Annotated in this window: 18 protein-coding genes and 1 pseudogene; 12 read left to right on the top strand and 7 right to left on the bottom strand. The window is 47.7% G+C overall.

Annotation, left to right across the window (positions count from 1 at the left end; genetic code table 11):
- Positions 1–3 precede the first annotated feature (3 nt).
- Together topA and E2B99_RS04510 are read right to left on the bottom strand one after the other, a co-directional pair.
- The gene (gene topA, locus E2B99_RS04515; RefSeq protein WP_134243775.1) at positions 4–2,703 is read right to left on the bottom strand and encodes a type I DNA topoisomerase; all 2,700 of its coding nucleotides are present in this window, start codon (positions 2,701–2,703) and stop codon (positions 4–6) included.
- A 42-nt stretch (positions 2,704–2,745) separates the two neighbouring features.
- Entirely contained in the window at positions 2,746–3,198 is a 453-nt protein-coding gene (locus tag E2B99_RS04510) for an ammonium transporter (RefSeq protein WP_134243774.1), read from the bottom strand.
- 425 nt (positions 3,199–3,623) lie between these two features.
- Here E2B99_RS04510 and E2B99_RS04505 point away from each other — a divergent pair, with 425 nt between their 5' ends.
- Positions 3,624–4,415 carry an enoyl-CoA hydratase-related protein gene (locus E2B99_RS04505; RefSeq protein WP_134243773.1) on the top strand — a complete coding sequence of 264 codons (792 nt, stop codon included), beginning with the start codon at positions 3,624–3,626 and terminating at the stop codon, positions 4,413–4,415.
- A 431-nt stretch (positions 4,416–4,846) separates the two neighbouring features.
- Here E2B99_RS04505 and E2B99_RS04500 read toward each other — a convergent pair whose 3' ends face one another.
- Together E2B99_RS04500 and E2B99_RS04495 are read right to left on the bottom strand one after the other, a co-directional pair.
- Positions 4,847–5,305, bottom strand: coding sequence for a hypothetical protein (locus E2B99_RS04500; protein ID WP_134243772.1), 459 nt, complete (start codon positions 5,303–5,305; stop codon positions 4,847–4,849).
- A gap of 121 nt (positions 5,306–5,426) precedes the next feature.
- Positions 5,427–5,672 (bottom strand): SlyX family protein, encoded by a 246-nt coding sequence (locus E2B99_RS04495; protein ID WP_134243771.1) that lies wholly within the window; start codon positions 5,670–5,672, stop codon positions 5,427–5,429.
- A 35-nt stretch (positions 5,673–5,707) separates the two neighbouring features.
- On the opposite strand from E2B99_RS04495, the gene E2B99_RS04490 reads away from it, so the two are divergent.
- The 4 genes from E2B99_RS04490 to E2B99_RS04475 all read left to right on the top strand — a co-directional run bounded on the left by E2B99_RS04490 (position 5,708) and on the right by E2B99_RS04475 (position 10,590).
- Positions 5,708–7,657 carry an ATP-binding cassette domain-containing protein gene (locus E2B99_RS04490; RefSeq protein ID WP_134243770.1) on the top strand — a complete coding sequence of 650 codons (1,950 nt, stop codon included), beginning with the start codon at positions 5,708–5,710 and terminating at the stop codon, positions 7,655–7,657.
- A 4-nt stretch (positions 7,658–7,661) separates the two neighbouring features.
- Complete coding sequence (locus E2B99_RS04485) at positions 7,662–8,390, top strand: hypothetical protein (RefSeq protein ID WP_134243769.1); 729 nt, start codon at positions 7,662–7,664, stop codon at positions 8,388–8,390.
- Positions 8,387–9,322, top strand: a complete 936-nt coding sequence (gene lpxL / locus E2B99_RS04480; RefSeq protein WP_134243768.1) for an LpxL/LpxP family Kdo(2)-lipid IV(A) lauroyl/palmitoleoyl acyltransferase — start codon at positions 8,387–8,389, stop codon at positions 9,320–9,322. Before E2B99_RS04485 ends, lpxL begins: the two co-directional genes overlap by 4 nt.
- 164 nt (positions 9,323–9,486) lie before the next feature.
- The gene (locus tag E2B99_RS04475) at positions 9,487–10,590 is read left to right on the top strand and encodes a glycosyltransferase family 4 protein (protein ID WP_134243767.1); all 1,104 of its coding nucleotides are present in this window, start codon (positions 9,487–9,489) and stop codon (positions 10,588–10,590) included.
- 353 nt (positions 10,591–10,943) lie between these two features.
- Here the strand turns inward: E2B99_RS04475 and E2B99_RS04470 are convergent, their stop codons facing one another.
- Entirely contained in the window at positions 10,944–12,050 is a 1,107-nt protein-coding gene (locus E2B99_RS04470) for an endonuclease/exonuclease/phosphatase family protein (RefSeq protein ID WP_134243766.1), read from the bottom strand.
- A gap of 183 nt (positions 12,051–12,233) precedes the next feature.
- Here E2B99_RS04470 and asd point away from each other — a divergent pair, with 183 nt between their 5' ends.
- The 4 genes from asd (at position 12,234) to truA (ending at position 18,198) form a co-directional block, all read left to right on the top strand.
- The gene (gene asd, locus E2B99_RS04465; protein ID WP_134243765.1) at positions 12,234–13,358 is read left to right on the top strand and encodes an aspartate-semialdehyde dehydrogenase; all 1,125 of its coding nucleotides are present in this window, start codon (positions 12,234–12,236) and stop codon (positions 13,356–13,358) included.
- 149 nt (positions 13,359–13,507) lie between these two features.
- Positions 13,508–16,204, top strand: a complete 2,697-nt coding sequence (locus tag E2B99_RS04460; protein ID WP_134243764.1) for a FimV/HubP family polar landmark protein — start codon at positions 13,508–13,510, stop codon at positions 16,202–16,204.
- 173 nt (positions 16,205–16,377) lie between these two features.
- Complete coding sequence (locus tag E2B99_RS04455) at positions 16,378–17,376, top strand: asparaginase domain-containing protein (RefSeq protein ID WP_166738987.1); 999 nt, start codon at positions 16,378–16,380, stop codon at positions 17,374–17,376.
- Between the two features lie 24 nt (positions 17,377–17,400).
- Positions 17,401–18,198: a tRNA pseudouridine(38-40) synthase TruA gene (gene truA, locus E2B99_RS04450; RefSeq protein WP_134243762.1), complete on the top strand. Its 798-nt coding sequence runs from the start codon at positions 17,401–17,403 to the stop codon at positions 18,196–18,198.
- Positions 18,199–18,252: 54 nt separating this feature from the next.
- On the opposite strand, the gene E2B99_RS04445 is transcribed toward truA, so the two are convergent.
- Positions 18,253–19,263, bottom strand: coding sequence for an AraC family transcriptional regulator (locus tag E2B99_RS04445; protein WP_026472444.1), 1,011 nt, complete (start codon positions 19,261–19,263; stop codon positions 18,253–18,255).
- A gap of 233 nt (positions 19,264–19,496) precedes the next feature.
- Between E2B99_RS04445 and infA the strand changes: the two genes are divergently transcribed.
- From infA to E2B99_RS04430, 3 genes and pseudogenes are all read left to right on the top strand, one after another.
- Positions 19,497–19,718, top strand: a complete 222-nt coding sequence (gene infA, locus E2B99_RS04440) for a translation initiation factor IF-1 (RefSeq protein ID WP_026472443.1) — start codon at positions 19,497–19,499, stop codon at positions 19,716–19,718.
- A gap of 253 nt (positions 19,719–19,971) precedes the next feature.
- Positions 19,972–20,726, top strand: a pseudogene (locus E2B99_RS15070) (hypothetical protein).
- A gap of 310 nt (positions 20,727–21,036) precedes the next feature.
- Positions 21,037–21,915, top strand: a complete 879-nt coding sequence (locus E2B99_RS04430) for an MASE1 domain-containing protein (protein WP_166738986.1) — start codon at positions 21,037–21,039, stop codon at positions 21,913–21,915.
- 109 nt (positions 21,916–22,024) lie between these two features.
- On the opposite strand, the gene E2B99_RS04425 is transcribed toward E2B99_RS04430, so the two are convergent.
- On the bottom strand, positions 22,025–22,267 hold the full coding sequence (locus tag E2B99_RS04425) for a hypothetical protein (RefSeq protein ID WP_240687732.1): 243 nt from the start codon (positions 22,265–22,267) through the stop codon (positions 22,025–22,027).
- Positions 22,268–22,292: the final 25 nt, after the last annotated feature.

Raw genomic sequence — 22,292 nt, 5'->3', positions numbered from 1 at the left:
GAGCTAACCCTCAACCCATTTGCCATCTTTAAAAATCATGGTCCATTTGGTTTGCTTGCCGTCTTTTTCCGAAGAAATATACTGGGCACTGTTTTTACGGCTCCAGCGCACAATCGCCGGGTTGCCATCCGGGTCAGTATCAGGGGCTTTGAGCAGATACTGATACTTGGCGGCAAGCTGGTCTTTGACACTACGCAACTCAGCAATGGTTGGCGCGCGGGTTTCACGCACCTTGGGAAACTTGCTGGCCGCCAGAAACAGGCCTGCTGCGCCATCACGCAGGATAAAGAAATCATCATGCTTGGTGGAGCGCAAATGCGGCATTTGAATGGGATCTTCACGCGGTGGTGCGGCCTCGCCGTTTTTCAGCACCTTGCGGGTGTTGTCACAGCTATTGCAGGCAAAGTACGGCCCAAAACGCCCGGTTTTTAACTGCATTTCACCATTACATTTTTCACAGGGAATAGTTGGGCCATCATAGCCCTTGATTTTAAAACTGCCTTCTTCCACCAGATAGCCTTCGCAATCCGGATTGTTACCACAGACATGCAGCTTGCGCCCGCCATCAATAAAATAGCTATCCATAGCCGTATCACATTTCGGACAGCGTCTTTTGGCCATCAGGTCGGCCGTTTCGGCACTGTCATCATCGGTAATGGCTGCCAGTGATTCCACTGGAGTCAGGTTTAATGTGCCTTTACAGCGCTCCTTGGGCGGCAGGTTATAGCCGGAACAGCCTAAAAATACCCCGGTAGAGCCAGTGCGAATCTGCATGGCACGGTCGCATTCCTTGCAGTGCACATCAGGCACTTCCACGGGCTGGTTAGGCCGCATGCCTTCTTGTGCCTTGGCATGCGCAAGCTTGGCGGTAAAATCGCTATAAAAACTGTCCAGCAGGTTTTTCCAGTCACGCTCGCCAGTGGCCACTTTATCCAGCTGGCCTTCCAGATCTGCGGTAAAGGCATAATCCATCAGGTTGCTAAAGTTTTCATTTAAGCGGTCAGTGACAATATCACCCATTTTTTCAGCATACAGGCGCTTGTTTTCAAGCTTGACGTAGCCACGATCCTGAATGGTAGAAATAATGGCCGCATAGGTCGAGGGCCGGCCAATACCTTTTTTCTCAAGCTCTTTCACCAGTGAAGCTTCGGTAAAACGCGCTGGTGGCTTGGTAAAGTGCTGGCTAGGATCAAGCTTAACCAGCTTAAGCTCCTCACCCACTTTCACGCTGGGCAGCAGTACGTCATCATCCTGCTTGTTGGCACCACGTACGCGGGTAAATCCGTCAAATACCAGTGTACGGCCACGCGCTTTTAGCTCGACACCATTGGCTTCTACCGTAATGGTGGACGACAAATATTCTGCTGGGGTCATCTGGCAGGAGACAAACTGGCGCCAGATCAGGTCATACAGGCGCTGTGCATCACGCTCCATGGTGGTGAGCTGGTCGCCCTTTAATCCTACATTGGAAGGGCGAATGGCTTCATGGGCTTCCTGTGCCCCAGCCTTGTTGCCATAGCGGTTTGGCTTGGCAGGCAGGTACTTATCACCATATTCGTGTTCAATATGATGACGCACCATGTTGACCGCATCGGTACTTAAAAACGTCGAATCGGTACGCATGTAGGTAATAAAACCACCTTCATACAGACGCTGCGCCAGTGTCATGGTTTTCTTGACTGAAAAACCAAGCCGGGTACTGGCAGCCTGTTGCAGGGTGGATGTAATATACGGCGCACTGGGATTGACCTTGGTTGGCTTGTCTTCCCGCGCGGTAATTTTATAAGCCGCATCTTTGAGCACGGCCAGCACAGCATCAGTTTGTGCCTTGTTTTGCAGTTTCAGGGTCTTACCGTTTTGCTTGACTGCTTCCAGACGGATTTCATCGCTTTGCTTGGCTTTCTGGCTCAGCGTATCGGCAAAAATCTGCCAGTATTCTTCCGGGATAAATGCGCGAATTTCACGCTCGCGCTCTACCACTAGCTTTACCGCAACCGACTGCACCCGGCCAGCCGACAGGCCACGGGCAATTTTTTCCCAGAGCAGTGGCGACACCATAAAGCCCACCACACGGTCTAAAAAGCGGCGTGCCTGCTGTGCATTCACCTTGTCCACATCAAGGCGGCCCGGCGTTTTAAAAGCATCCTGAATGGCATTTTTGGTAATTTCATTAAACACCACGCGGCGATAGCGCTCGGGTTTGCCACCAATCACCTGCTGCAAGTGCCAGGCAATGGCTTCCCCTTCTCTATCCAAGTCCGTTGCCAGATACACTTCATCGACTTGCGATGCCAGTTTTTTCAGCTCACTAACGACATTTTCCTTGCCGGGCAACACCTCATAGTGCGCCTTCCAGCCATGTTCCGGATCAACACCCATGCGATTGACCAGTGCCTGCTGGGCTTTGGCTTCTTTTTCTGCTGCCGTCAGCTTGGTTTTGGTCTGGCCCTTGGCCGCCGTTGCGGTTTTGCCGCCGCCACTGGTCGGCAGGTCACGCACATGGCCCACGCTGGATTTAACAATATAATCCTTACCCAGATATTTATTAATGGTTTTGGCTTTGGCAGGTGACTCTACAATAACCAGTGCACGTGCCTTTTTAGCCGTACTGATGTCCTGAGCATCATCAGGCAGGGCAGTACTGCTGGCTGCCTTACGGCTTCTGGTAGTTGTTTTTGTGGTAGAGCGTGGCGCTGTTGGCATAGTGCTTCGGTTTTCTCAAAAATTAAGGGTAGCTTGCTGCATTTAAGCCTGCTGTGCAAAGGACATAAGGGTATTCTTCATTTTTTCAAGCTGTTCGCCATGCAAATCGCTTTCTTCATTCCAATACAGGCCTGCACAGTTGGCTTGCATTTCTAGCGCGTATATTCCCTTTAAATCGAGGGATTGTCCATCAAATTGCGTGTTCCCGGTTTTCACTTGCAGTTTTTGGCCGTTAACCAGTGCCTGCATTAGGGGCAAGCGGGCTTCCGGCAGCAAAATACTGTAAAACGCCACCATGCCGCCTTCACGTCCCGAAGGTGCGGTATGATGAATCCATGCCGGTGCAGGCATCAGGCGCGGATGCAGCCCCATTTTACGTGCGCGGTCACGCATTTCACCGAGTGCCTTTTCGCGCGGGCTTACCCGCAGGCCCATAATAGATCCCAGAATAAACAGTACAATAAAGCCAATAATCCAGTAAGCCGCTGTACTCATTTTATTTATTCCTCATGCTTTAATAGACTTCTTTCATAAGTTGTACCAACTCGCCTTCGACAGGCTCAGGCAGCGTTGGTTGAGCTTGTCGAAACCAGACTTATGCAAGAGATCTAATGTCTCACTACCATTATATGGGTTATTTAGCGTAGAGTGCCTAAGCCACGATATAAAGGCAAGTTTCCTGTCTGCTGATCACGGATAACTATCAGAATCATACCTTGGCAACTTTTGTTACCGTGCCAAGTGCTTATCAGCTTGCAGTTTAGCGTTATAAAATAGCTACCCAAAAATTATTGATGTGGAAATGATTAATACGACAGTCATTTCTACAAAAATAATCAACGCAGCAACCATATTTTTTACTCGTACTTTATGCCACCCGGTTTTATGATCAGGCAGTACATTTATCAGGAACAATAACGATGCTGAACTGCGTAACCAATCCGCATGCCAACCTGAATGCCCAATTGCATGATAATGGCATTTTAGAACTGATCCTTAATCGTCCTGAACGCAAGAATGCGTTTTTTGGGGGCTTTTATCTGGCACTGGCTCAGGCACTCAATGAAGCTGACCAGTCCAGTGCGGTGCGTGTGGTCCTGTTACGGGGTGAACAGGATTTTTGTGCCGGTAATGACTTGCAGGATTTTATTGACAATCCACCTAAAAATACCGAAGCACCTGCATTTGCGGTGTTGCGTGCTGCTGCCAACTTTAGCAAGCCGCTGGTGATTGCCATTAAAGGTGTGGCCATTGGCATTGGTTCAACCCTGCTGCTGCATGCAGACCTTGTCTATACTGACGCCAAGGCACGTTTCCAGTTGCCATTTTTAACTCTGGGGCTGGTGCCAGAAGGGGCGTCTACCCTATTACTGCCGCAGCGTGCTGGCTATTTAAAAGCAGCGGAAATGCTGCTACTGTGTGAGCCTTTTAATGCCCAAAGTGCCTTGTCAGCGGGACTGGTTAACCATATTGTTGAAGATGACCATGTCTACGAGTATGCATTTGCCAAGGCTAGCCGCCTCACCCAGTTGCCGATTGCCAGCCTGAAAATGAGCAAGCAACTGTTACGCGGCCATACACCTCAGGTGCTGCAACAAATTAATGCCGAAGGAGAGCTATTTATTGAACGCGCGCAGTCTGCAGCGTTGCATGAAGCAGTGGCAGCATTTAAGGAAAAACGCGAACCAAATTTTAGGCAGTTTGACGAGTAATTTGTTCAGTATACTTGTTTCAATACAAGTAATAAAACCCCTCTGGTCATCCACCGCACTTATCTATCCTTTATTATGCGGTGGAAATTAATGTAATCTATTAAAATTATTGAATCTTATGAATAATTCTAATTATCCAAGCAAAAAAAATCGCCAAAGCATAGGATAAAATCAAAGTAATTAGTAGAATGAAAAAACTATATCTTTCAAAAAAGTTTAATGGCCAACTTAATAATACAATAGCAATATTAAATACTAAAATACCAGCCAATAACATTAAATCCAACCCTAATCCCATTGATACATGCTGTGATGTATTATTTTTATCAAAATATTTCGACCAAATAGGAACCAAAGCATTCCAAATACATTTCATTATTAAGAACAAGATGAATAACCATAGCAAATAAATCATTATTTTAACTTCCGCTTTAATAAGCCAACATCCCATATTTTCCTCGGACAAAATGCCAAGATCCTTTATAAGGCTTATAAGCTATGACTCCTTGTCGCTTTTTAAACAAAAAAAAGTAATTCTCTGCATTATTTTTGCAATGGATCAGATAATATTCATTTAAAATATCTTGAACATAAAATTCTGTATTATCAAATCTCCATTTTTGTCCTTTGGCTAACTTTTTATCATCTATAACAAATAAAGCTTTTCCATTCAAGGTAATGCAATAAGCCGTATAATTACAGGTGGATAGATAAAAATCTATGTCACCTGATGATACTGTATTCTCTTTAAAGTTAAAGATCACATCTCGACTATTTAATACATTCGATTTATAAATAAATATCTTTGTTTCACTTAATTTTATATAAATTAAAAATACAAAGATCAGTAGAACAATACTTATCAGAGTAAGATATTTTGAGCGGTTCATTTTGAAAATCTTCAATTAAATCGTTTCATAAAATCATTATGAGCATTTTTCCAAGGCTCTACACTGAATATACTTACTCTTGTATCCGGTCTATTCTAAGGAGCCAATAAATGCTGCACCATTAATAATGCGGTGGAATTTCCTGTAAAGGGTCAAATGGCGCGACACCACTTTCACCATTCTGGTAAGATTCCACCCGCTGGTACAGCAACTGCATCTGTTTTTGCAAATCCAGAATGGTTTGCTGCTGACTGGCCACCATCTGGTTTAAAGACTCAATAAAATCATCCTGAAATGCAATTTTAACTTGCAAATCCTCAATCCGTGCGGAAAATGTGCTTTCCAGCTGGCGTAACTGTTCGTCCACGGTCTTGCTCTCCTCATCTATGGAAACCCTTGTTTATGGCACTTATTAGCTTACGCGACATTCATCTGGCCTTTGGCGGCCCTGCCCTGCTGGATGGCGCAAGCTTTGCCCTTGAGCGCGGTGAGCGTGTGTGTCTGATTGGCCGCAATGGTGAGGGTAAATCCACCCTGCTCAAGCTGATCAATGGTAGCTTAATGGCAGACAGCGGCGAAGTCAGCAAGCAAAATAATTTGCGCATTGCCATGCTGGAACAGGATGTACCCATGAGCACTGGCCGTGTGGCTGATATTGTCGCGGGTGGTGCGGGTGAAGCGGCACAGGTATTGATTGATTATCATGCGGCCAGCGATGCCTGTGTAGCTGGTGACATGCAGGCCTGTGATCACATGGGTGAATTGCAGCACAAGCTGGATGCGCTGGATGGCTGGGCGCTGGAACGTCAGGTCGATACCATTCTGGCCAAAATGAATCTGGATGGTCATGCAGACTTATCTGACCTGTCCGGTGGCCGTAAACGCCGGGTGCTGCTGGCACGGGCACTACTCACTGAGCCGGATGTGCTGCTGCTGGATGAACCAACCAACCATCTGGATGTTGAAAGTATTGAGTGGCTGGAGCAATTTCTGCTGGACTGGCCTAATTTAACCCTGCTCTTCATTTCGCATGACCGCGCGTTTGTGGATCATGTGGCCACCCGTATTGTTGAGCTGGATCGCGGTATCCTGCGCAGTTTCGAGGGCAACTATGCACGCTACCTTGAGCTTAAGGCCCAGCAACTGGAAGCCGAAGAAAAGCAAAACGCCAATTTTGACAAGAAACTGGCTGAAGAAGAAGTGTGGATTCGTCAGGGCATCAAGGCACGCCGCACCCGCAATGAAGGCCGGGTGCGTGAATTAAAAGCCCTGCGTGAAGAATTCAAGGCGCGTCGCAGCCAGCAGGGTAATGTGACGCTAAACATTCAGGATGCCAAAAAATCCGGCAAGCTGGTGTTTGATATTGAGCATTTATCCCTGCAGTTTGGTGACAATGTGCTGGTCAAGGACTTCTCTGCACTGGTAATGCGCGGCGACCGGATTGGCCTGATTGGCGATAACGGCGTAGGTAAAACCACGTTGATTCGTGCCTTGCTGGGTGAACAGGAACACGGCGGTACAGTTCAGGTCGGTTCACAGCTAGATGTAGCGTATTTTGACCAGTTACGCAATCAGCTGGATCTGGAAAAAACCGTACAGGAAAACGTGAGTGCCGGTAGTGACTTTATCGAGCTTAACGGGGCAAGACGCCATATCCTCAGCTACTTGCAGGACTTTTTATTTTCCCCGCAACGCGCCAGAACACCGGTGAAGGCCTTATCCGGTGGTGAGCGCAATCGTTTGCTGTTAGCCCGCTTGCTGTTAAAGCCTTCCAACCTGCTGGTGCTGGATGAGCCAACCAATGACCTTGACATGGTGACGCTGGAGTTGCTGGAAGAGATGCTAGGCAGTTATCCTGGCACCCTGCTGTTAATTAGCCATGACCGGGCTTTTGTCGATCAGGTGGTGACTTCAACCTGGGTGTTTGATAGCAAGGGCGGCATTGAGGAATATATTGGCGGTTATCAGGATTACTTAACACAAAAAGCCCAGCAGTCCAAATACCAGAATGTACAGGCCACTAGCCGCGATTCATTTAAAGAACAAAAAGCAACCCAGAAGATTACTCAAAACTCAGGACAAAAAGCCAAGGCAGATCATCAGCCTGTCGTATCCAAAAAAGTAAAATTGAGTTATAAAGATCAACGGGAACTGGAAGCCTTGCCGGATGCAATTGCTGCGCTGGAGGCTGAACAGCAACAACTGTCTGCAAAGCTGGCCGATGGTAGCTGGTTTACCACCGATGCACAGGCAGCAACCCAGGCCGCTACACGGCTGGCCGGGATAGAACAAGAACTGATGGACAAACTGGAGCGCTGGACCGAGCTTGAGGCCGCCAGTCAAGGAGAGTAAGACAATGCTGGGTATGAAAAAAACACCAATCAAAACCTTATGGGTGATGGCTGGCCTGTCTATGGCCATGAGTGGCTGTAGTCATTTTGGGCATGGTCATGCGGCAAAAATTCAGCCCAACAAGCCACTCACTCAGACCAATCAGGTGTATTACGCCCCAGCACAAACCTACAATCTGGATCTCAATTCAGCCGTACTGGCAGGCAAGCTGACCCTACAGGATAGCTGCACGCCCGAAGGCAACAGTTTAAGCATTACTGACCAGATTGGCCGCTTTTACCGGATTGATGCCATCAACCTGAACAACAACCCCAAGCTGCCCGGTGTCAATTCACAAAATAATGCACAGGATATTTCCGGCTTAAGCACCCAGATTGGCCAGCTGTATGCCCAGCTCTATAATGCACAAATCCAGGCACAAGCACAGGGCGCTGTTAAACTGGTACGCTCCCAGCTTGGCGCCTCGGGTTATCTGGTATTAAATCAAAATAATGAGCGCTTTATTGGCCTGCTTATCCATAAGCGCGGTGACTATGCCTATGTGCTTCAGCACAGCCAGACCAAATACGATGAAGCCAGCATGCAGCAAACTCTGGCACAACTGGCCAAAAACATGCAAATTCCGGGTCGCCAGCTTAAAAAGTCCGGTTCCGAGCTAGCATTATCCATTGATTTAGCCACAGCGACCCCGGCACAATTGGCAGACTGGAAGAAAACTGCCCATTGTTCATGAGTTCATCACATCCCCATTCTGCACAACCTCAATTCTCAACTGCGTTTCTTGCCCCAAAATACTGGGGCATCTGGCTGGGCATTTTCTTGCTGTTGCCCTGGGCCTATGCACCGTGGCTGGTGCAACGCAGTCTTGGCCGTGCCATTGGCCAGTTGCTCTGGAAAGCCCTGAAATCCAGACGCAAAACTACACTTACCAACCTGCGGGTTTGTTATCCGGGCCTGTCTGAACCTGAATACCAGCGCATGGGCCAAGATGTATTTGAAAACATGGGCATTGGCATTTTTGAAAGCCTGACTGCGTGGTACAACCCCAAGCGCTTTAATGGCAAGGTGAGCATTAGCGGGCTTGAACACTTGCAACAGGCGCAGGCAGAACAACGTGGCATTTTACTACTAGGCCTGCACTCTACCCTGCTGGATGCCGGTGGCTTGCTGTGCAGCTATTATTTCACACCGGATGTGGTGTACCGTCCGCAAAATAATCCCATGCTGGACTGGCTGATTTATCGCTCGCGCCATACCATTTATGAGCAACAAATTGATCACGACAATATTCGCCTGCTGGTGCGTCGGCTTAAAGACAAAAAGATCGTATGGTATTCACCGGATCAGGACTTTGGACTCAAGCAGGGTGTGATGGCACCTTTTTATGGCATTCCGGCAGCCACGGTAACGGCACAGCGCCGCCTGATCAAGATGACCAATGCGGCTGTAATGTCCCTGCATTTTTACCGTCAGGATGACCGTAAACCGCATTATCACCTGAACATTACGCCAGCCCTGCAAAACTATCCAACCAGCGATGAAGTGGCTGATGCCACCACCAGCAACCAGCTCATGGAACAGCAATTAAACCTGGCCCCCACCCAGTACATGTGGTTTCACCGTCGCTTTAAAACCCGTCCTGAAGGATATGTCAGAATTTACTAGGCATCTGCTTTATTCGATAAATGCGGGATCAATGGGTACTTAAACGCATTTACCAAACTGTTTTTGACAGTACCAAAAAACCGCCTAATATTTTAAACACTGAACTACAGCACTTCTGAATTAGCAACGGCTCCCAACCTTGGTTGCAGCCCATGAGCACTACCATGAAAGTTATGCAACTTCTTCCTGAACTGAACAGTGGCGGTGTAGAACGCGGCACACTGGAAATTGGACGCGCATTAGTTGCCAAAGGACATGAATCTGTGGTGGTGTCCAACGGGGGTAGACTGGTACCACAACTGCAGCAGGAAGGCACCCGTCATCTGCAATTGGCTATTCATAAAAAATCTTTGAGCAGTCTGTTTAAAGTCAGGCCATTACGTCGGCTGATTTTGCAAGAGCAACCGGACATTGTACATGTGCGCTCGCGAGTGCCTGCATGGATTACCTATTTTGCTTTGCGCAAAATTCCCCAAAAAAACCGTCCGCATTTGATTAGTACAGTACATGGTATGTATTCAGTCAATGCTTACAGTGCCATTATGACCAAAGCAGAACGTGTCATCGCTGTATCCGACAGCGTGGTGGACTATATTCACCAGCATTATCCGCACTGTCCTAAATCCAGCATCGTGCGTATTTATCGCGGTATCAATCTCAAAGAATTTCCCTATGCTTACCAGCCTTCGGCCGCATGGTGGAACACGCTGTATCAGCTTTTTCCGCAACTGGAAAACAAAACCCTGATCACCCTTCCTGGCCGTATTACCCGGCTAAAAGGCCATGAATACCTACTCAACCTGATTAGCGAGTTAAAACAGGAATTTAATGTGCATGGGGTGGTGGTTGGTGGCGCCGATGAAAAAAAACAAGGCTATCTGGATGAGCTACAGCAGCGTGTTGTGGATATGGATTTGCAAGAGTATGTGACCTTTGTTGGCCACCGCAGTGATATTCGTGAATGGCTGGCGGCCAGTGACCTGGTACTGTCGCTTTCCACCCAGCCGGAAACGTTTGGTCGCACCACGCTGGAAGCACTGGCACTGGGTACGGCAGTAGTGGGCTGGAACCGTGGCGGGGTGGCAGAAATCCTCAATCGCTGTTATCCCGCCGGGCTGGTGGAACCTGAAAATGCCGAAGCGTTGTTTAAAAAGATTCACCAGTTGCTGGCTACGCCAATGCCGCCTGCACCAGTACAGGATTTTCAGTTATCCCAAATGACTGATCAGACTCTGGCGTTATATCAGGAAGTCATTGGCTTAAGGTAAATGATGACTGAGCGTATATTGTATTTTTAAGTTTAATTGCGCTGTATGATGATAAATTCTTGATAACCAGATAACACAAACCCGAGCGTGGCGTCCTGCCTGCTCGGGTTAATGCTTGCGGCTGTGCTCTCGTGTGTTATTGTAACCTGCTTTCCCTGTCCCGTATCCGCTCCGTGATACTGTCTTTTCCGTTCAGCATTACCCTTTTCAGAGTATCTAATCCTTAGCTGGCCTGTTCCGTGCCATATCCTGCGCTGATGAAGCTATCTTATAAATTTTCCACTGGGCAACATAGACGCTAAACTCGGCACTTAATGTAAGTAATTGCTTACAGAATGTCACTTATTGACACATTATTGCCCAATAACGATTTTATCTGTCACTACCTTTTCGGCTTTATCGATGCCTTCCTTGATTTTTTCACTGGCTTCTTCATGGTCACTGGCCTCAACGTCCAAGGGTTGCTGTTCAGCCTGAGCCGATGGCGTGTATTGTAAGCGCGTTAAGACCGGAAAGTGATCCGAGCCAACATTGGGCAGCCGTTGCATGGTAATCAGGGCAAAATCGGTACTGTGAAACACGTGATCCAGTGACCAGCGCAGCAAGGGATAGCTGGCATGAAAGGTATTGACAAACTGGCGGCCAACCCGGGGATCAAGCAAGCCACTAATGCGCTGAAATAACTGTGTAGTGCGTGACCAGGCCACATCATTTAAATCACCCATCACAATGCAGGTCTGGTCTTCAGAGGCAATGTGGCGGCCTACTGTCAGCAACTCGGCATCACGCAGGGTTGATTCATAGGCTTCGGTTGGGCTGGGTGGCTTGGGATGCAGACAATACAGCTTGACCTTTTTGCCAGAGCGCAAGGTCACTGTGGTATGAATAGAGGGAATTTCCTTGCTCAGTAAAAACTTGACTTGTGTTTCCTCAAGCGGCAAACGGCTGTACAAGTGCATGCCATACAGGTTCTCCAGCGGAATACGCACCACATGCGGATAATCTGGCTCAATGCTGGTTAGCGCCTGTTCCCAGACCTTGTCAGTTTCCAGCGTTAGCACCAGATCCGGCTGATGCTTGCGGATTTGTTCAATCAGCAAATAATGCTTGCGGTTGGGGGTTAGCACATTGGATACCAGCATGCAGATCTGCTGATCCGGATGCGGGATAGTGACCTGTTTAACCTGCTTGGGCCAAACCCTGGTATAAGGAATCACCATCTTGATCTGGTAAGCCAGTGCAGCGGCCAGTAATAACAGGATTCCGGCGCGCCATGCATCCCATGGCGTAGGCAGCACCAGCAATACTAGAAAATCGGTCAGGCCCAGTGCCAGGATTTGCAGGCGTGGAAAATCAAGATCGCGAATCCACCACTCATCACGGGGAATCAGCGACCATGCTGTTGCAAATACCACGATCAAAGCCAGCACTTCCAGGCTATTTAAAATGAATTCCGGCATGTTTTAACAGTCAATATTGTTCATTCTTAATCATGCCTTAATTCTAGGATTTTTTGCAGGATATTTAGTAGCCCTGAAAATTTGAAGTTTTTATGGTTTATTGCATGCTAAACGTGCAGGCAGGTCGTAGTTTTGTTAAACTCGGCTACTTTGTACACGACATGCGACTTGAGGCGTAATGATATGAAAGTGGGTTTGGTTGGTTGGCGCGGCATGGTAGGTTCTGTGCTGATGCAACGTATGGTTGAGGAAAATGACTTTGCGCATTTTGAGCCATACTATTTTTCAACCAGTAATGCAGGCGGCGATGCGCCAACGTATGGCAATAAAACCGCGCCTGCCCTGCTGAATGCCACTGATATTAGCGCCCTGAAGCAAATGGATGTAATTGTGACCTGTCAGGGTGGCGATTACACCAGTGACGTTTTCCCCAAGCTGCGCAATGAGGGCTGGAAAGGCTACTGGATTGACGCTGCCAGTACTCTGCGCATGCAGGATGACGCCATTATTGTGCTGGATCCGGTGAACCTCAATGTCATTAAAGATGGCTTAAGCAAAGGCATCAAGAATTATGTAGGCGGTAACTGCACCGTATCTCTGATGCTGATGGCTGTGGGTGCGCTGTACCAGAACAATCTGGTGGAGTGGATGACTGCCATGACTTATCAGGCGGCGTCTGGTGCTGGTGCGCAAAACATGCGTGAGCTGATTGGCGGCATGGGCTACCTGCGTGATGGCGTTAAGGATTTATTGGACAATCCGGCCAGTGCCATTCTGGATATTGACCGTCAGGTGGCCGAACTGCAACGTGGCGATGGTTTCCCCAAAGCCAACTTTGGTGTACCACTGGCAGGTTCCTTGATTCCTTATATTGACAAGCAGCTGGACAATGGCCAGTCCAAGGAAGAATGGAAAGGCCAGTCAGAGTCCAACAAGATTCTGGGCCTGCAAGGTCAGGACATCATTCCAATTGATGGCTTGTGTGTGCGCATTGGCGCGATGCGTTGTCACTCTCAGGCACTCACCATCAAGCTAAAACAGGATGTGCCCATGGATGAAATTGAAGCCATGATCCGTGAATCCAATGACTGGGTTAAAGTGGTGCCCAACACCCGTGAAGCCAGCATGACTGACCTGACTCCGGTTGCCGTTACTGGCACACTTAGTGTTCCGGTTGGCCGTATGCGCAAGCTGAACATGGGTAATCAGTATCTGGGTGCATTTACCGTGGGTGACCAGTTGTTATGGGGCGCTGCCGAGCCACTGCGCCGGATGTTACGCCTGTTGATTGAACATCAGTCTGCCTGATCTAATACGGCCTGCATCATACAAGGGCAAGCAATCTCTGATTGAGTCGCTTGCCCATTTATGTTACAAATCATCTTGTTATTCAACCCATTTATTGTCTTCATTTTCCTACGGAAAAAGATCATTCACTAGCATAATGGAATTTTAGTATGGTCTTGCGTAAGCGTCTTTTTGCCAGCTTAAGCACCGGATTATTACCCCTGTTTTCTTTCTCACTGGTGCCTGCTTCCGTGCTTGCGCCGTCCCTCGCGCATGCCCTGATTATCCAACCGGTTCAGGTCAAGTCTGCGCTGGGTGAACCATTCTATGCCGAAGTTGCATTATCGGATCTTGGTGCAGTGAGAGTGCAGGATCTTTCCGTAGGCATGGCCACCTCTCAGGAACTGGCTGACCTTGGGGTGAAATCAGGTTCCTATAACGGAACATTAAGCTTTAATGTTCAAGCCATTTCCAGTGACCGTGGTGTCATTGTCATTCGTGGCCGCCAGCCGGTGAATGAACCGTTTGTTGACTTTGTACTGCGGGTTAAAAATGGCCAGAATACACGCCTGCAACGGGTGAGTGCCATGATTGATCCGGCTGATAAAAACAAGAAAGTGATTAACTTAAACACACAAGCTCAAAATCAGGTACAGATACAAGCTCAGGCCAGCAGCACGCCTCCAGTATCACTGGCAACTTCCAGCATGCCTACCATTGACGTGCCAGCCAGTCGTAATGAACGCCCGCTGCCCAGTACCGAGCGCAGGCTAAACGTGGCAAATGCCCAGCCGCCTGACATGAAAGCCCAGCCGCCAGCTACCAGTAAATCTGTGTCCGTGCCCAAAGAAGTTGAAGTGTCTACTGCGTCCAGAAAAAATCAGCCGCGCCATGTGGTCAAGAAAAATGAATCCTTGTGGAAAATTGCCAAGCAACTGGAACCACAGCTCAAGCAGCCTGTAGACCAGATTATGCAGCAGATACGCAACCTGAATCAGGATGCTTTTATTGCCGGCAACCCGAACCAGCTCAAGCGTGGTGCAACCCTGATCCTGCCAGAGCGTGAACAAAACACCGCACTGGTTGCTACGCCGCAAACAACCCCGCCATTCAAGCCTGCGCCTAAAACGCCAGCAGCCTCCAGCAGTACGCCAATCAATCGTAGTGGCCGCCTGCCTAAAGCCGAGCTAACCCTTGTGGCACCAAATGTGCAAGGAAGTGCTCAAGGAAACAGTACGACTGGTCAAAATGTAGGTTTTCAACCGCTGCCGCGCGAAATAGTCTTGAAAATTGGTCAAGAACGTCGTAAAACAGTTTTAATGCAACATGAAGTGAGTGAGCTGGACGCTCAACTCGCGCTAAACGATAAGAAGATCGCCATGCTAAACGCTAAACTCGCCGAACTGGAACATCAGCTGAAAACGCGCAATCAGGCTAAAAAACTGCCTGCGCAAAAACAGCCCTTGCAAGCCCTGCCTCCCAAAAAGGTAGCCAATGCCATTCTCCCTATTGTTGCTTTTGCCAGTATGGGCCTGTTTGGGTTTGCGCCCAACATGGCACGCGCCGCAGAAGGCGACAGTGGCGGGGGTTTCCCGATCTGGATCGTCATTGCTGTAGCCGTGGTGGCCATTGGTGCAATTGCAGCCAAGGTCTTGATGGGCAAATCTGCCAAAAAGCCTGTTGCCCGTGGCAAAGCCAAGCGCCCCGTCACCAAGCGCCCTGCCCCGGCTGCTGCAAAAGAACAGCCTGCTGCTCGCCCAGCGGCACCGGTTGCCACCGAAGCACCTGTACCCGTTGCCCGGCCTGTAGCTCAGGCGGTAAAAACTGATGTGCTGCAGGAAGTACAAAGTTATATCGAGCGTGACCGCTATACTCAGGCGGTTGGTCTGCTTAAGGACGCCATTGGCAAGAACCCAGAGCGTGTTGATCTTCACGTAAAACTGCTTGAAGTTTATGCTTTGCAAAATGAAATTGATGGTTTTGAACAGCAATTTAGTATTGTTACAGCGTTTAATCAGCCAGAAACTACCCAGCACGCTGAAAAAATGCGCATGCTGTTGCAGCCAAAACCTGCCGAAGAATTTACACCGGTTGATGATTTAAGCTTTAATTTTGAAAGTAGCAAACCTGCCACTGCTGAAAATAATGTTATTGAATTTGATGCAAATTCTGCTCCTGCCATGCCGCAGGAAGTGGAAGTCCCTTCTTCGGCTGCCGACCAGTCACTGGCTGAACTGGAAGCTGAGTTTGGTTTTACTCAGGAACCTGCTGCCAAGACTGAACCAGCCACTTTTGACCTGAATCTGGATGAGTTTGACAGTAAACTTCAGGTACAGCCACAAGCCAAGTCAGTTGATTTTAATCCTGTTGAAGCCAAAGCCGTACCGGAAGATGCGCCGATTGATCTGGAATTTGACCTGAATGATTCTTTTGTTCTGGAAGAAGTAAAGGTGCCCGAACCAGCGCCAACCCGCTTTAACCTTGAACTGGATCAGCCAAAAGAAGCGGCAAAAGCACCTATAACGCCACAGGTGAATCTGGAAAATCTGGAAGTTACGGATACCAACTGGGCTGATGGTTTTGACGATCAGGACTTCAACATTGGCACCTCAACCACGCCAACGTCCACTGCTACTGTATCAGTCACGCCTGCCGATACTTCTGCCAGTCCAGAAGATTTTCTGGCCAAGGAATTTCCATTTCTGGTTAACCTGGACGTCCAGCAGACCAACCTTGAACTGGCTGAAAGCTATATTAATCTGGGTGAACGTGCCAGTGCCCGTGAACTGCTGGGTGAAGTGATCAATCAGGGCAATCCCCAACAACAGGCCCAAGCACAGCATTTAATGCAAAAACTGGCGTCATGATTTAATTGCTCTCCTGCACTTCAAAGGCAGCTTTGGTTAAAATGACTAAAGTTGCCTTTTTTGTTATTAATATTAGAAAAATATTTTTATTAAAATCTGGCTTATTCTGCTGATTTAACCTTAACCGTTAAATCATGTGGCTGGAAACAATGATTTGCAGGCTAAGGACATTCATGAACACACTGCTTTCCCCAATCGCACTGCTCTACATGGGTGGCACTTTTGGCTGTATAGGCCAGCCCTTAGCACCGCTGCCTGCTGAGATTTTTCTACCCCGGCTGCAACAGCTCTTGCAGGAGGATTACCCGGTACTGCAATATTTTGTGGCTAGCCAGCAGATCCGCGATAGCAGCCAGCTTCAACCGCAGGACTGGCAGGATTTACTGCAACAAATTCAGCAACTGGTGCAACAGGGTTTTGGCAAAATCCTGATTGTGCATGGCACCGATACGCTGGCCTATACCGCTGCCTTTTTAGCCGAGTTTATTCCTGCTGTAGTTGCCCAGCCTGTCCAGCTAGTCCTTACCGGTAGCCAGTTTCCCCTATTGGAATCTCATGGTGAGGCAATCAATCCACGTAGTGATGCGCTAAACAATTTAGCCACAGCCTATCAGCAGCTTTGTCATAGTTCTTCGTTAGCGGATAGCAACTGCTGGGTAGCTTTTGATGGACATATCTGGCCTGCCCACACCGTGCAAAAAATTCATACCAGCAGCACTCCTGCATTTGCTGGTATGTCAGTGCCATCACGTCCAGCGCCTGAGCAGCGTCCATTGGCGCTTGAAGCCCTGTCCAGCCTGAATATTGCCGTGTATTACGCGCTTCCTTTAAGCCCTGAAATACTGGCGCGGCAGCTCCAGGATCTGCTAAGTAGCAAACCACAGGCTTTGATTATTCTGGCGTTTGGTGCAGGTAATCTGCCACAACATGCAGCCATTGAAGCAGTATTACAACAGGCACAGCTTGACCGGATTCTTGTTGTACTCAGTACTCAAGTGGCGTTTGGCGGCGTGAATTTTAGCTATGCTGCCGGGCATTGGCTGGCACAATTTGGTGTATTATCCGCAGGCAATTTGTCACTGGCGGCCAGCTATGCCCGTCTGGCGTGGCTCTTGTGTCAGCCGCTTAGTTTTGAGCAACGCCAGCAGCAGTGGCAACAGCGCCTCAGTTGATTATAATTTTTTTGCGGGGATCTTATGCAACGCTATGCTATTGGAATTGAGTTTAATGGTCAGCATTACCGTGGCTGGCAAACTCAACAGGCCGGCGTTGCCAGTGTGCAGCTTACCCTTGAAAATGCCTTAAGCAAAATTGCCAACCATAAGGTAGAGGTACATGCTGCCGGGCGTACCGATGCCGGGGTGCATGCCAGTAACATGATTGCCCATTTTGATACCAGTGCAATTCGCCCGGAACGTGGCTGGATTATGGGTGCCAACACCCTGCTGCCCAAGGATATTGCCCTGCGCTGGATTCAGCCCATGGGTAATGATTTTCATGCCCGCTTCAAGGCCTGTGCACGCCGTTACCGCTATATTATGTATCAACACCGTTTCCGGCCTGCTTCGCTTTATGGCCAAGTAACTCATGTTTATCAGGATTTAAATGTGGATAACATGATCAAGGCTGTGGACAAGCTGGTGGGCACCCATAATTTCACCAGTTTTCGGGCAGCAGCTTGCCAGTCTAACCAGCCGGTGCGTCAGGTCACCCATGCCCGTTTATTCCGGCATGGCGCATTTTTGATTCTGGATATCCAGGCCGATGGATTTTTGCATCACATGGTGCGAAATATCGTGGGCACGCTGCTGGAAATTGGCACAGGTGAGCATGAACCGGAATGGATGGATTATTTGCTGGAAGTACAGGATCGTAATCAGGCCGGCATTACTGCGCCTCCTGATGGCCTGTATTTTATTCAGGCTTATTATCCGACAGAATTTAACCTGCCCTCAGTCGATCTTGGCCCAGTCTGGTTAAACCTGCCAGCTTAGGCCCGGCTTACATTATTGTATTAATCACGATAAAACCTTCTTGATGCTTGGGCTTTATTGCTGTTTACGCTTGCGATACTCCACCGGCGTTTCATTGGTCCAGCGCTTAAAAGCCCGGTAAAAGGTGCTAGGCTCGGAAAACCCGGTTAAATACACGATCCGCTCTACACTTTCATTGGTTTGCGACAGCAGACGTTTGGCCAGCCGGCAGCGATAGTCCGACAGGATTTGCTGAAAACAGGTATTGGCTTCACTCAGTTGGGTACGCAGGCGGCGTGGTGTGATATTTAATTGGGCAGCGACAGTTTCCAATGTAGTTTCGCCACTTTCCAGCGTAGAACCAATGGCACGGCGCACCTCACCCACAAGGTCATAACGTGCCAGCTCCTGAAGCTTTTCCAGTGCCAGTTGCTCATGTAAACGTAACAGCTCAGGTTCAGACTGCCACAATGGATAATCCAGAATGGCTGGCTCAAAATACAGGCGGGTTTCGGTTTGTCCCAAACGTACTGGACAGTTAAATACCCGGCGATATTCGGCTTCACTGGCACCGTGGTTGTAATTAAAATCCAGACAAGTCACCTGAAAACGGCCTTCGGTCACGAAATTGAAAAAGCGCAATGCCCCGGAAACCACGCATTCGCTAAAATGACGCTGGACCTTGGTATCCGAGTATTCAATGCGGCCATTGGTCAGATAACAGCTTTTGCTGTCGACCACCAGCTGGGCATTGAGCGCATCACTAATCAGGCGCTGATAGGCCAGTGCCCGCTTAAGCCCCTCGCCAAAGGTACCGCTACTCATAAACAGGTATTCAATTACCTGCCCGCGGTACAATGGCAAATGTTCGCCCAGATGCAGGCCAACATCCGGGTCGCCTGTGACTTCTTCAGCAGCCTGCCAGAAGGCCACCTGTGCACTTAACGGCGTGCGCTTGCGGGCATCCACCTGATTCAGGGCAACCCCGGCACGCCCCAGAATTTGTTCCACCGGCATATTGGCCCGGCGCATGGCCTGATAACCCAAGCGCAAAATAATTGAAGCATCTGTCAGTTGTCCCGCCATATCTACGCTCTCATTTGCCTTAAGTTGCCACTATTTAACCAAACCATTCTGTCAGGTTATTGGCTGAATTGACAGCCTAGTTTAATGCCATAGAACCAGAAATGAAACGTATTGTCGAGGCACTGCCCTGCAATTATTCGCCAAATGAGTGGACGCGCAGCCACCAGAATGGATTGTTTTCTTGGCCAAAACTGTCTATAATTTGCGCCTTATCTTTTCGTATCAGGTAGGCTATGGCCAACAAAGAAGAACTCATTGAGTTTGAAGGCGTTGTCACCGAGACATTGCCAAACACCATGTTCCGTGTTCGTCTGGAAAATGGTCACGAAGTGATTGCTCACATTTCCGGTAAAATGCGCAAACACTATATCCGCATTCTGACTGGTGATCAGGTCAAGGTTGAAATGACCCCTTATGACCTAACCAAGGGACGCATTACGTACCGCGCCCGCTAAGTTTAAAAAACGCCCAAAGCCGCATCATTGCGGCTTTTTGTGTTCCTGCTTGTGTGTTTTTTAATTGATTTATTCTCAAGTGGTGGCTTTTAAGTGCCATGTTTTTACTGCCTCAGTTGCACATCTGCCTTTTACGACAAAATATGACGCTAATCTCTTGTTTTCATGTTACTTATTTATAAAAAAATCACTTAGTTTACCAACTAACCAACTTATAAATGACAAGTTGCAAAAGACAATCAAGGAAAATGGGATGAGTACGTATGTGATTCGCGCCAAGTGCTTTGGCTATAAGGATGAAGTATTTTATGTGGCCGGTAACCGGATTGCCAATGTCTTTCATGACAAGACACAGGCTGAGCAAATGTATAAACAGCTTGAAATTGAGGCTGCCCGCAACTTTGCCCTGTATGAAGTTGAAGCCCTGTTTAATGCCGGTGAAGAAAAATTGAAAACCTTGGATGCCTTTATATTTGAATGCTGCGGCAAACACATTGCAACAGGTTATGAGGTTAGCAGAGATAACCTACCTATAGGATTAAGTGATGATGACACCTTTGAGTTTGTTCAACGTGCAGGCATGCAAAGCTATCAATTAATTAGTTTTGAGCAAGCACCAGTATTTTATGTACTCTGGTCGGTCAAGCAGCAGGAATGATATAAGACTTACGATGAGTTTTTTATCGGACTTATTTATGCAACCAGTCCTGAACAGCTTAAGAACCAACTGGAATTTATTTTCGATGAACAGGGTTCGCCCCTAGAGTTCACTGGCGCTCTGGAAGACCTGTCCAGTACACAGCCCTGTTACATGCCCTGACTACCAGTCACCCCAATATTAGCTACAACGCAAAAAGCCAGCAAATCCGGATCAACGATTGGGATACTGATGCCCTGTATAGCTTTAATGCCCTATTAAAAAATCCGTTGTTTGAAATTCGTGAAATCCCACTGGATGTGCTACAGAAAATTGAAGCCGGGCTTGTGCAGGAATTTGATGACTATTAATTAGTCCCTCATTAAAGTTATGAATTTTTTAAGTGGAATATTTAAGATAAGAAGTTAAGCCATGTTTTCTTATTGAGTTTGGGCTAGCTTTTCCCTTAAAGCTCTACAAAAGACTACATAAAAACCCTATTTAGGGGTTAGGTGCTAAAATACCCGGCAGAAGGCTTTGTGTTACACTACAGCATGTTTTTGAAAATATGCCTGTTTTGGCTCAAGGCCTATTTAGTTCTATTGTTTATACAATTTGTAATTTATTCGTCTTCGGCGCTGGCTCATCACTATCATGCTATTAACCCATCATGAGAATCAAATGATTCAGCTGCAAGGCCGGCGCTTTGGCATCTTATTGCTGGCTTTCCTGCTGTATTTTACTGCTGCACTTTACTGTATTTACATGTCAAGACAGCCGGGCAGCATTGCTGCTATCTGGTATGCCAATGCCATCATGGTGATGTTCTTACAAGTCTTTGCCTATCGTGACTGGTATATTTTTCTGATTCTGGCCGCGCTTGGCAATATTTGCGCCAATCTGGTAATGCAGGATCCGATTAGCATGAGCCTGGCCTTTATTCCCGGTAATCTGCTGGAAATCGGTCTGGTGGCCTACTGTTTGCGTCGCTTTATTCCACTGCGCCAATGTATCGAAGATCCACTAGCCCTGCTGAAAATGTTTGGGCTGGTCCTTGTTCCTGTGGCTGCCAGCACATCAATTAGTGCATTTATTCTGAGCTTATACGGTCTGATGCCCTATGCACAGGGCGCATTGGTGCTGTTTACCGGCAGTGTGGTTGGTGCGATTTCAATTATTCCGGTTGGCCTGCTTTTAGTTAATTATGGCTGGGATGATTTTATTCAGATTAACCAGTCTTTTAGCTTTCTGATGTGCATTTTGCTGGCATTACTTATTGCACTGTTTGGCTTTCTGTATTTGCCTGATCCTTATATCTATATTTCAGCCACGCTGCTTCTGGTGGTGTTTATTGGACGTTTTCCGGGAACGGCGCTTGCTGTACTGGTCTATTCGGTCATTATTAGTACACTGATTGCTATGGGCTTTTTTCAGTCGTCGATTCAGGGGCAGTATATGCACAGTGATGTCTATTTATATCTGCCACTGGTGATGACTTTGATTCAGCCCTTGTTGCTGGCCGCTGCATTGCAACGGATTCAGAATCTGAAATTGTGGTAAAGGTTTTGAATATGGATTTTGAATTGAATATAGACTGAGAAAAACCAAAATCATTAGGTGACTTTTCCTGCTTGGTAAATTTTGCTCTAATAATTTTTAGCTCAATTGCTCATGTCTTGAAAACAATAAGCTGATGATCTTTATAAGGAATAATTAATAAATCAATATCACCTGGAAAATTTAAGTTTGGAACAATACCAGAAGATTTTGCAAATGGGTAAATCATGAGCCCACTAGCGTTGCCCATGCTTTCAAAATAATTACCCACTAATTTTCTATAACCTGCCCCAAATAGCTTGCGATCACAGATATACATTAAACCTAACGCAATCTCATCATCTTTATTAACCAACGCATCAACATAAAAAAATATTTCG

It is taken from the genome of Alkanindiges illinoisensis, assembly GCF_004377485.1.
GTDB lineage: Bacteria > Pseudomonadota > Gammaproteobacteria > Pseudomonadales > Moraxellaceae > Alkanindiges > Alkanindiges illinoisensis_A.
Note: the sequence above shows the minus strand (reverse complement) of the source record. Positions and strands in the feature narration are given on the sequence as shown.

Coding starts and splice junctions, on each gene's coding strand:
- infA (WP_026472443.1), top strand. CDS start 19,497: ATGGCCAACAAAGAAGAACTCATTGAGTTTGAAGGCGTTGTCACCGAG.
- E2B99_RS04445 (WP_026472444.1), bottom strand. CDS start 19,263: ATGGCGGGACAACTGACAGATGCTTCAATTATTTTGCGCTTGGGTTAT.
- E2B99_RS04460 (WP_134243764.1), top strand. CDS start 13,508: ATGGTCTTGCGTAAGCGTCTTTTTGCCAGCTTAAGCACCGGATTATTA.
- asd (WP_134243765.1), top strand. CDS start 12,234: ATGAAAGTGGGTTTGGTTGGTTGGCGCGGCATGGTAGGTTCTGTGCTG.
- E2B99_RS04490 (WP_134243770.1), top strand. CDS start 5,708: ATGGCACTTATTAGCTTACGCGACATTCATCTGGCCTTTGGCGGCCCT.
- E2B99_RS04430 (WP_166738986.1), top strand. CDS start 21,037: ATGATTCAGCTGCAAGGCCGGCGCTTTGGCATCTTATTGCTGGCTTTC.
- E2B99_RS04455 (WP_166738987.1), top strand. CDS start 16,378: ATGAACACACTGCTTTCCCCAATCGCACTGCTCTACATGGGTGGCACT.
- topA (WP_134243775.1), bottom strand. CDS start 2,703: ATGCCAACAGCGCCACGCTCTACCACAAAAACAACTACCAGAAGCCGT.
- lpxL (WP_134243768.1), top strand. CDS start 8,387: ATGAGTTCATCACATCCCCATTCTGCACAACCTCAATTCTCAACTGCG.
- E2B99_RS04505 (WP_134243773.1), top strand. CDS start 3,624: ATGCTGAACTGCGTAACCAATCCGCATGCCAACCTGAATGCCCAATTG.
- E2B99_RS04500 (WP_134243772.1), bottom strand. CDS start 5,305: ATGAACCGCTCAAAATATCTTACTCTGATAAGTATTGTTCTACTGATC.
- E2B99_RS04475 (WP_134243767.1), top strand. CDS start 9,487: ATGAAAGTTATGCAACTTCTTCCTGAACTGAACAGTGGCGGTGTAGAA.
- E2B99_RS04485 (WP_134243769.1), top strand. CDS start 7,662: ATGCTGGGTATGAAAAAAACACCAATCAAAACCTTATGGGTGATGGCT.
- E2B99_RS04510 (WP_134243774.1), bottom strand. CDS start 3,198: ATGAGTACAGCGGCTTACTGGATTATTGGCTTTATTGTACTGTTTATT.
- truA (WP_134243762.1), top strand. CDS start 17,401: ATGCAACGCTATGCTATTGGAATTGAGTTTAATGGTCAGCATTACCGT.
- E2B99_RS04470 (WP_134243766.1), bottom strand. CDS start 12,050: ATGCCGGAATTCATTTTAAATAGCCTGGAAGTGCTGGCTTTGATCGTG.